We start from the raw sequence: 8,816 nt of genomic DNA, 5'->3' as shown, positions 1-8,816 counted from the left end.
GCAGCAGCCAGTGACGCGGCGCCAGTTGGCTTTCCACGGCGCTCAGGGCCAGTACGCGGGCTTCCGGGGCGTAGCCGTCGAAGGCATCGCCTGCGATGCGCAGCAAGCGGTCGACGCCGGCCGTGTCGAAGGCGCTTTCCTTGTCCTCGCCGAACACCACGGCGACCACGGCGCCGCTCTCGCCGGCCAGCTTGCGGGCCAGGCCGAGCAGGTCCTTGTCATGGCTGGACAGGCGCCCGCCGACCATGTCCGGCACCACGCAGACGTGGAAGGCCGGTTGCTCGATCACATGCAGCGGCAGCTGGACTTCGACGCTGGCGCTGCTGCGCTTGCCGGCGGTGCCCTGCTGAGCGCCGCTGCGGTCGATGCGCTTGAGCCCGGCCGGGCCGATAAAGCCGGCAGCGATGGCGTGCGGGTTCTTGCGGATGATGCCGTTGGGGCCCATCCAGCTGGTCTGGTTCTGGCTCTGCATGGCCGCATGCAGCGGATGCAGGCGGTTGCGGGCGATCCACTCGGCGCGCGGGTCGCGGCGGATGATGTCGCTCATGCTGCGATCTCCTGATCAGGCGCTTGCGTAGGGCGGGTGCAACCCGCCGGACAGGTGTTGGCGGGTTGCACCCGCCCTACGTCTGTATGCAGTCGTTTCATCACTGCACCTCCGCCAGTTCACGCCTGGCTGCCGGCTTTTTTGCCGCCACCTCGACGGGCTCGATCAGCACTTCGGCCACCAGTTCGGCGATGTCCTTGATCTCCGGACGCGGGGCGACCACGCCTTCGAGCATCGCCGTGCACTGCGGGCAGCCCACGGCCACCAGTTCGGCGCCGGTCTCCTTGATGTCGACCATGCGCATGTCGGGAATCCGCTGCTTGCCGGGGATGTCGGTGATCGGCGCGCCGCCGCCACCGCCGCAGCAGCGCGAACGGAAACCGGAGCGTTCCATTTCCTTCACTTCGATGCCGATGGCCTTGAGCACGGCGCGCGGCGCCTCGTACTCGCCGTTGTAGCGGCCGAGGTAGCAGGGGTCGTGATAGGTCACGCTGGTGGCCTTGCTCTGGCCCAGATTCAGCGAACCCTTGCGCACCAGCTCGTCGATAAAGGTGCTGTGGTGCAGCACTTCGTAGTGGCCGCCGAGGGCGCCGTATTCGTTCTTCAGCACATGGAAGCTGTGCGGGTCGCAGCTGACGATGCGCTTGAAGCGGTACTTGCTCAGGGTGGCGATGTTGCGCTTGGCCAGGTTCTGGAAGGTCGCCTCGTCACCCAGACGGCGGGCCACGTCGCCGCTGTCGCGCTCTTCCAGGCCGAGCACGGCGAAGTCCACGTCGGCAGCCTTGAGCACCTTCACAAAGGCGCGCAGGGTGCGCTGATTGCGCATATCGAAGGCGCCGTCACCCACCCAGAACAGCACGTCGGTCTCTTGCTTGTCGGCGAGCAGCGGCAGGTTGAGGTCGGCGGCCCAGTTCAGCCGGCCGCCGGGGTTGAAGCCGCCCGGGTTGTCGGTGGCGATCAGGTTGTCCAGCACCTCGGCGCCCTTGTTCGGCGTGGCGCCCTTTTCCAGGGTCAGGTGGCGGCGCATATCGACGATGGCATCGACGTGCTCGATCATCATCGGGCATTCCTCGACGCAGGCGCGGCAGGTGGTGCAGGACCACAGCGTCTCGGCATCCACCAGCGCCTTGCCTTGCAGCGACACGATCGGCTGATGCGGGCCGCCGCTGTGCTCACCCAGCGGTTTGCCAGGGTAGGGCGAACCGGCGAACTGGGCGTCGTTGCCACCGGCCAGGCCGATGACCATGTCCTGGATCAGCTTCTTCGGATTGAGCGGCTGGCCGGCGGCGAAGGCCGGGCACATGGCCTCGCACTTGCCGCACTGCACGCAGGCGTCGAAGCCGAGCAGCTGGTTCCAGGTGAAGTCGGTGGGTTTTTCCACGCCCAGCGGTGCCTTCGGATCGTCCAGATCGAGGGCTTTCAGACCGGTCGAGCGACCGCCGCCGAAGCGTTCGGCGCGGCGGTGCCAGGCCAGGTGCAGGGCGCCGGCGAAGGCGTGCTTCATCGGCCCGCCCCAGGTCATGCCGAAGAACAGCTCGGACACGCCCCAGGCCACGCCGACGGTCAGTACGGCGGCCAGAATCCAGCCGCCGAAGTCGGCCGGCAGAATCCCGGCAACCGGCAGCGTGGCGATAAAGAAGCTCGCCGCGAACATCAGCAGGCTCTTCGGCAGGCGCATCCACGGGCCCTTCGACAGCCGGCTCGGCGGGTTGCGCCGGCGCTTGGCGACGAACAGGGCGCCGACGAACATCAGCACCGTGGCCGCCAGCAGGGCGAAGCCGAGGATACGGTTGTGCAGGCCGAAACCGTGCACGACGATCGCCAGCACGGCGGCCAGGACGAAGCCGCCGGCGGTGGCCACGTGAGTCTTGGACATGTACTTGTCGCGCTCGACCACATGGTGCAGATCCACCAGGTAGCGGCGCGGCATCTTCAGCAGGCCGCCGATCCAGTCGACCTTGGCCGGTCGGCCGCGGCGCCACATGAAGAAGCGCCTGGCCGCGCCGATGACCGCGAGGGCCAGGGCAGCGAACAGCAGGATGGGGAGGATGGTGTTCAACATCGGTTGGTCTCCTTGGCGGGACCGAGAGAGTTACGCCGAACCGGTTCCCTCCCCCTTGGGGGAGAGGGTTAGGGAGAGGGGAGTGGCCCGCTACCGAGTTGGCAGATCACCCTCTCCCCCCGCCCTCTCCCGCAAGCGGGAGAGGGGGCCGCTTAAAAGTCCTTGCACAGACGCAGGGCGTCGTAGATCGCCGCGTGGGTGTTGCGCTGCGCCACGCAGTCGCCAATGCGGAACAGCAGGTAGCCGTCGCCCGACTCGGACAGACAGGGCTGCGGCTTGATCGCGAACAGCGCCTCGACGTCGATCTGGCCCTTGTTGCGCGAGCCTTCCTTCAGCGCGTAGTACAGCGACTCGTCCGGACGCACGCCGTTCTCCACCACCACCTGGTCGACCACGCGCTCTTCCTTGGCGCCGGTGTATTCGTTCTCCAGCACCGCCACCAGCTTGTCGCCCTCGCGGTAGACCTTTTCCAGCATCATGTCGCCGGTCATGATCACTTCCTTGGGGTAGATGCTGCGGTAGTAGGTGGGGAAGCTGGTGCCGCCCATGGCCACGCCCGGCTTGATGTCGTCGGTGACGATCTCGACCTGCGAGCCCTTGTCGGCCATGAAGTCGGCCACCGACATGCCGGTGAATTCGCAGATGGTGTCGTAGACCAGTACGTTCTTGCCCGGCGCCACCTTGCCGTCGAGCACGTCCCAGCTGCTCACCACCAGGCCTTCGGCCGCGCCCCAGTGCTCGTTCTGCTCCAGGTACGGATGGCCGCCGTTGGCCAGAATGATGATGTCGGCGCGCATGTCCTGAATGGTCGCCACGTCGGCGGCGGTGCCCAGGCGCAGATCGATGCCCAGGCGTGCCAGCTCCAACTGGTACCAGCGGGTGATGCCGGCGATCTGGTCGCGCTGCGGGGCCTTGGAGGCGGTGGTGATCTGGCCGCCCAGGGCATCCTTCTTCTCGAACAGGGTGACGTCGTGGCCACGCTCGGCAGCGACGCGCGCCGCTTCCATCCCGGCCGGGCCGCCGCCGACGATCACCACCTTGCGCTTGGGCCCGGTGGATTTCTCGATGATGTGCGGCACGCCCATGTATTCACGGGATGTCGCGGCGTTCTGGATGCACAGCACGTCCAGGCCCTGGTACTGGCGGTCGATGCAGTAGTTGGCGCCGACGCACTGCTTGATCTGGTCGACCTGGCCCATCTTGATCTTGGCGATCAGGTGCGGGTCGGCGATATGCGCGCGGGTCATGCCGACCATATCCACGTAGCCGCCTTCGAGGATACGGGTGGCCTGGTTCGGATCCTTGATGTTCTGCGCGTGCAGCACCGGTACCTTGACCACTTCCTTGATGCCGGCCGCCAGGTGCAGGAAGGGCTCCGGCGGGTAGCTCATGTTGGGGATGACGTTGGCCAGGGTGTTGTGGGTGTCGCAGCCCGAGCCCACCACGCCGATGAAGTCGATCATGCCGGTGGCGTCGTAGTAGGCGGCAATCTGCTTCATGTCCTCGTGGGACAGGCCGTCCGGATGGAACTCGTCGCCGCAGATACGCATGCCCACGCAGAAGTCCGGGCCCACCTCGGCGCGCACCGCCTTGAGCACTTCCAGACCGAACTTCATGCGGCCCTCGAAGCTGCCGCCCCATTCGTCGGTACGCTTGTTGACCCGCGGCGACCAGAACTGGTCGATCATGTGCTGGTGCACGGCGGACAGCTCGACGCCGTCCAGGCCGCCTTCCTTGGCCCGGCGCGCGGCCTGGGCGTAGTTGCCGATCACGCGCCAGATCTCTTCCGGCTCGATGGTCTTGCAGGTGGCGCGGTGCACGGGTTCGCGGATGCCCGACGGCGACATCAGGGTCGGCCAGTTGAAGCCGTCCCAGCGCGAGCGGCGACCCATGTGGGTAATCTGGATCATGATCTTGGCGCCGTGCTTGTGCATGGCGTCGGCCAGATTCTGGAAGTGCGGGATGATGCGGTCGGTGGACAGGTTGACCGAGCTCCACCATTCCTGCGGGCTGTCGATGGCCACCACGGAGGAACCGCCGCAGATGGCCAGGCCGATGCCGCCCTTGGCCTTCTCTTCGTAATACTTGACGTAGCGCTCGGTGGTCATGCCGCCGTCGGTGGCGTAGACCTCGGCGTGCGCGGTGGAGAGCACGCGGTTGCGGATGGTCAGTTTGCCGATCTGGATCGGCTGGAACATTGCTTCGAAAGCCATTGCGGCACCCTCACGGAAAAGCGGCCTGGGGTCTTTTTGTCGGAAGGCGCTTCAGGGGCGATGGCGTCGCGGCTGAAGCCCTCCTGCATACCTTTGTTTTAGAGCGGTTTGACGCGGAACAGGCCGTGGTCGTGGCCTTCCTGCGAGGCACCGTAGACCTGCTCGGCGACGGTGCGGATGCTGCTGCCCTGGGCCTGCAGAATCTGGTCCATGGCCCCGGCGAACCAGCCGGTGAACATGTAGTCGACCGGGCGCCCGCACTTGCCGTAGACGTAGACGAAGGCCGAGTGATCCAGGCGCACCTCGCAGGTACCGGCCTCGAGGTCGATCGACTGGATCTTGAACAGGCCCCAGCCGCGCTGCGACAGGCGCTTCATGTAGTGCTCGAACACCGCCACGCCGGACAGGCCATGGCACTCGGCTTCCTTCTCGCACCAGTGCCAGGCGGACTTGTAGCCGGCCTTGTAGAGGATCTCGGCGTACTTCTCGGCGCCGAGCACTTCCTCGATGCCCATGTGGTTGTTGACGAAGAAATGCCGCGGCACGTAGAGCATCGGCAGGGCGTCGGTGGTCCAGACGCCGGTTTCGTCGTCGACCAGGATGGGCATTTCGGGGGCGTGGGTGGCCATGTGTTCAAACTCCAGAATTCGTTGTCTTGCGTGTTGAAAAATGTGGGTGAATGCCTGTGGAGCCGTAGCGAGCACGTCGAGAGGACGCGACGCAGCTATCGGTGGGCGCAGTAGGCGCCGCAGGTATTCATCATTCGCCCCAGACGTCGGCCAGTACGCGCAGCCAGTTCTCGCCCATCACCTTGCGCACCACGCGCTCGGGCATGCCGCGCTTGAGCAGGGTCTCGGTGAGGTTGGGGAACTCGCCCACGGTGCGGATGCCCAGCGGGTTGACGATCTTGCCGAAGTTGGTCAGACGGCGGGCGTAGCCCTTGTCATGGGTCAGGTACTCGAAGAATTCCTTGCCATGCCCCTGGGTGAAGTCGGTGCCGATACCGATGGCGTCTTCGCCGACCAGGTTCATCACGTACTCGATGGCCTCGGCGTAGTCGTCGATGGTCGAATCGATGCCCTTGGCCAGGAAGGGCGCGAACATGGTCACGCCGACGAAGCCGCCGTGATCGGCGATGAACTTCAGCTCTTCGTCGGACTTGTTGCGCGGATGCTCCTTCAGGCCCGACGGCAGGCAGTGGGAGTAGCAGACCGGCTTCTTCGACTCGAGGATGACTTCCTCGCTGGTCTTGGAGCCGACGTGGGACAGGTCGCACATGATGCCGACGCGGTTCATCTCGGCGACGATCTCGCGGCCGAAGCCGGACAGGCCGCCGTCGCGCTCGTAGCAGCCGGTGCCGATCAGGTTCTGGGTGTTGTAGCACATCTGCACGATGCCCACGCCGAGCTGCTTGAACACCTCGACGTAGCCGATCTGGTCCTCGAACGCATGGGCGTTCTGGAAGCCGTAGAGGATGCCGGTCTTGCCCTGTTCCTTGGCCTTGCGGATATCGGCGGTGGTGCGCACCGGCATGACCAGGTCGCTGTTATCGCGGATCAGGTTGTTGCTGGCCACGATGTTGTTGACCGTGGCCTGGAAACCTTCCCAGACGGAGACGGTGCAGTTGGCGGCGGTCAGGCCGCCCTTGCGCATGTCTTCGAACAGTTCGCGGTTCCACTTGGCGATGATCAGACCGTCGATGACGATGCTGTCGGCGTGCAATTCGGCTGGGCTCATCAGGCTTGTCCCCTAAACGGATGCGCCGAATCGGTCGTCGGCGCTTTGGGGAGAGCTTATCCCTGGGGGGCAGGGTGCCCCGGTGCAAAAACGACTGGGGGTTTGCCGAAAGCGTCAAGTCGAGGTCGCGAACGGATATGCCAGCGTTTCGTCGTAGGGTGCGCTGTGCGCACCATGGGACGCAGCCTTAGCTGGGTGCAGGCCGCTCGTGACGATCCTGGCTGGGGCTGGCGGCGAAGTGCTGGCGGTAGCAGCGCGAGAAATACGACGCCGAGTCGAAGCCGCAGGCCAGGCCCACCTCCAGCACGCTCAGATCGCTCTGGCGCAGCAGCTGGCGTGCCTTGTCCAGACGCAGACCGAGGTAGAACGCCGAAGGTGTGGTGTTCAGGTGATGGCGGAACAGTCGCTCCAGCTGGCGCACGCTGACCCCGACCTGCTCGGCCAACTCCTCGCAGGGCAGTGGCTGATCGCAGTGGCGCTCCATCTCGCCGATCACCCGTACCAGTTTCTTGTTGTGCAGGTCGTAGCGGCTGGCGATCTGCATGCGCTGGTGGTCCTGGCGGGTACGGATGCGACCGAGCACGAACTGCTCGGATACCTGCACTGCCAGCGGTTCGCCGTGATCCCGGCCGATCAGCCCGAGCATCAGGTCGAGGCTGCTGGTGCCGCCGGCGCTGGTGATGCGCCGGCCATCGATCTCGAACAGCTCCTGGGTCACCTGCAGCTGCGGATAGCGCTCGCAGAAGGCGTCGATCGCCTCCCAGTGCAGGGTCAGGCGCTGCTGCTCGAACAGGCCGGCCTCGGCCAGCACGAAGCTGCCGGTGTCGATGGCGCCGAGCACCTTGACCTCGCGTTCGCGGCGTTGCAGCCAATGCGCCAGGCGCTTGTCGTAATGCGTCAGGGGCTCGAAACCGGCGACCACGAACAGCGCCTGGGTTTCCTCCGGCAGCTCCAGCCCGGCCTCGACGTTGAGCGACATGCCGTTGCTCGCCGCCACCGCCTCGCTGTCCAGGCTGAGCAGGCGCCAGCGGTACAGCTCGCCGCGAAAGCGGTTGGCCACGCGCAGCGGTTCGATGGCCGACATCAGGCCTATCATCGAAAAACCGGGAAGCAGCAGGAAGGCGAAGGTTTGGGTCATGGGCAATCCGCCAGTAGGGTGCCCTTCATTAAGAAGCCAAGCGCCAGCGCCGCGCAAGATAAGGTCGCCATAGGTCAAGCAATGGTCGGCTAAATGGGAATTTTCCGGCGAAACGGCGCGTAAAGTGGCTCCATCGGGACCAATCGATCCCGGAACACGGTGGGGGCCGACAGGCCTCTAGAAGAACGAAAGCAAACCGCTGTGACACGATGAGGAGCACCCAGATGAAAGGTCTTACCGCGCTGGCCGCATGCTGCACCCTGAGCTTGTTCAGTTCCTCCCTGCTGGCCGCCGAAGATGCCAGTTGCCAGAAGGCACGTATCGGTCTGGTCGGCTGGACCGACGTGGTCGCCACCACGGCCGTGGCCGCAACCCTGCTCGAAGGCCTGGGCTATCAAACCACCCAGACCCAGGCCTCGCAGCAGATCATCTTTTCCGGCATCGGCAAGAAGCAGGTCGACTTCTTCCTCGGCTACTGGAAACCGCTGATGGACGACAACATCAAGCCGTTCCAGGACAAGGGCGAGGTCAAGGTGCTCGCCGAGCCGGGCCTGAGCGACGGCATCTCCAGTCTGGCGGTGCCCACCTACCTGGCCGAGGCGGGCCTGAGAACCTATGCCGACATCGCCAAGTTCCGCGACCAGCTGGAAGGCAAGATCTACGGCATCGACCCGGGCACCGGGGCCAACACCACCATCCAGAAGATGATCGACACCAACCAGTTCGGCCTCGGTGGCTTCAAACTGGTGGAATCCAGTGAGGCGGCCATGCTCGCGGCCGTCAGTCGCGCGGTCAAGGCCAAGAAGCCGGTGGTGTTCTTCGGCTGGAAGCCGCACCCGATGAACATCAAGATGGACCTGACCTACCTCACCGGCAGCGAGGACGTGTTCGGTGCCGATGAAGGCCTGGCCACGGTCTGGACCGTGGTCGCCCCGGACTATGGCCAGCGCTGCCCCAACGTCGACCGTCTGCTCAATAACCTGACCTTCAGCGCCGCCCAGGAAAGCGAGCTGATGGAGCCGATCATGGCTCGCGAGGATGCCAAGGCCGTGGCCCGTCGCTGGCTCAAGGAAAATCCGCAGGACCTCGACCGCCTGCTGGCCGGGGTGACCACCTTCG

General features: G+C 65.4%; 6 protein-coding genes and 1 pseudogene. 1 reads left to right on the top strand and 6 read right to left on the bottom strand.

Translation table 11 applies throughout. The features are described 5' to 3' along the window. The 6 genes and pseudogenes from N7333_RS22890 to N7333_RS22865 form a co-directional block, all read right to left on the bottom strand. Window positions 1–547: pseudogene (locus N7333_RS22890) on the bottom strand (electron transfer flavoprotein subunit alpha/FixB family protein); the annotation flags it as partial. A gap of 100 nt (window positions 548–647) precedes the next feature. Next, complete coding sequence (gene dgcB, locus N7333_RS22885) at window positions 648–2,609, bottom strand: dimethylglycine demethylation protein DgcB (RefSeq protein WP_129481916.1); 1,962 nt, start codon at window positions 2,607–2,609, stop codon at window positions 648–650. 152 nt (window positions 2,610–2,761) lie between these two features. After that, window positions 2,762–4,822 (bottom strand): dimethylglycine demethylation protein DgcA, encoded by a 2,061-nt coding sequence (dgcA, locus tag N7333_RS22880; protein ID WP_129481915.1) that lies wholly within the window; start codon window positions 4,820–4,822, stop codon window positions 2,762–2,764. 98 nt (window positions 4,823–4,920) lie between these two features. After that, window positions 4,921–5,451 (bottom strand): 4-vinyl reductase, encoded by a 531-nt coding sequence (locus tag N7333_RS22875; RefSeq protein ID WP_004372990.1) that lies wholly within the window; start codon window positions 5,449–5,451, stop codon window positions 4,921–4,923. Window positions 5,452–5,581: 130 nt separating this feature from the next. Next, entirely contained in the window at window positions 5,582–6,559 is a 978-nt protein-coding gene (locus N7333_RS22870; protein ID WP_004372987.1) for a dipeptidase, read from the bottom strand. A gap of 187 nt (window positions 6,560–6,746) precedes the next feature. After that, window positions 6,747–7,697 (bottom strand): GlxA family transcriptional regulator, encoded by a 951-nt coding sequence (locus N7333_RS22865; protein ID WP_129481914.1) that lies wholly within the window; start codon window positions 7,695–7,697, stop codon window positions 6,747–6,749. 224 nt (window positions 7,698–7,921) lie between these two features. Between N7333_RS22865 and choX the strand changes: the two genes are divergently transcribed. Beyond that, window positions 7,922–8,816, top strand: an 895-nt coding sequence (gene choX / locus N7333_RS22860) for a choline ABC transporter substrate-binding protein (protein WP_279859434.1), incomplete at its 3' end; no start/stop codon positions are given.

It is taken from the genome of Pseudomonas sp. GD04158 (assembly GCF_029834875.1).
Taxonomy (GTDB): domain Bacteria; phylum Pseudomonadota; class Gammaproteobacteria; order Pseudomonadales; family Pseudomonadaceae; genus Aquipseudomonas; species Aquipseudomonas hydrolytica.
The sequence above is the reverse complement of the archived record's forward strand: the minus strand, read 5'-3'. Positions and strand labels throughout refer to the sequence as shown.

Bases quoted from the DNA above. Each gene is read 5' to 3' on its own strand.
- dgcB (WP_129481916.1), bottom strand. From the start codon at position 2,609: ATGTTGAACACCATCCTCCCCATCCTGCTGTTCGCTGCCCTGGCCCTC.
- N7333_RS22870 (WP_004372987.1), bottom strand. From the start codon at position 6,559: ATGAGCCCAGCCGAATTGCACGCCGACAGCATCGTCATCGACGGTCTG.
- dgcA (WP_129481915.1), bottom strand. From the start codon at position 4,822: ATGGCTTTCGAAGCAATGTTCCAGCCGATCCAGATCGGCAAACTGACC.
- N7333_RS22875 (WP_004372990.1), bottom strand. From the start codon at position 5,451: ATGGCCACCCACGCCCCCGAAATGCCCATCCTGGTCGACGACGAAACC.
- N7333_RS22865 (WP_129481914.1), bottom strand. From the start codon at position 7,697: ATGACCCAAACCTTCGCCTTCCTGCTGCTTCCCGGTTTTTCGATGATA.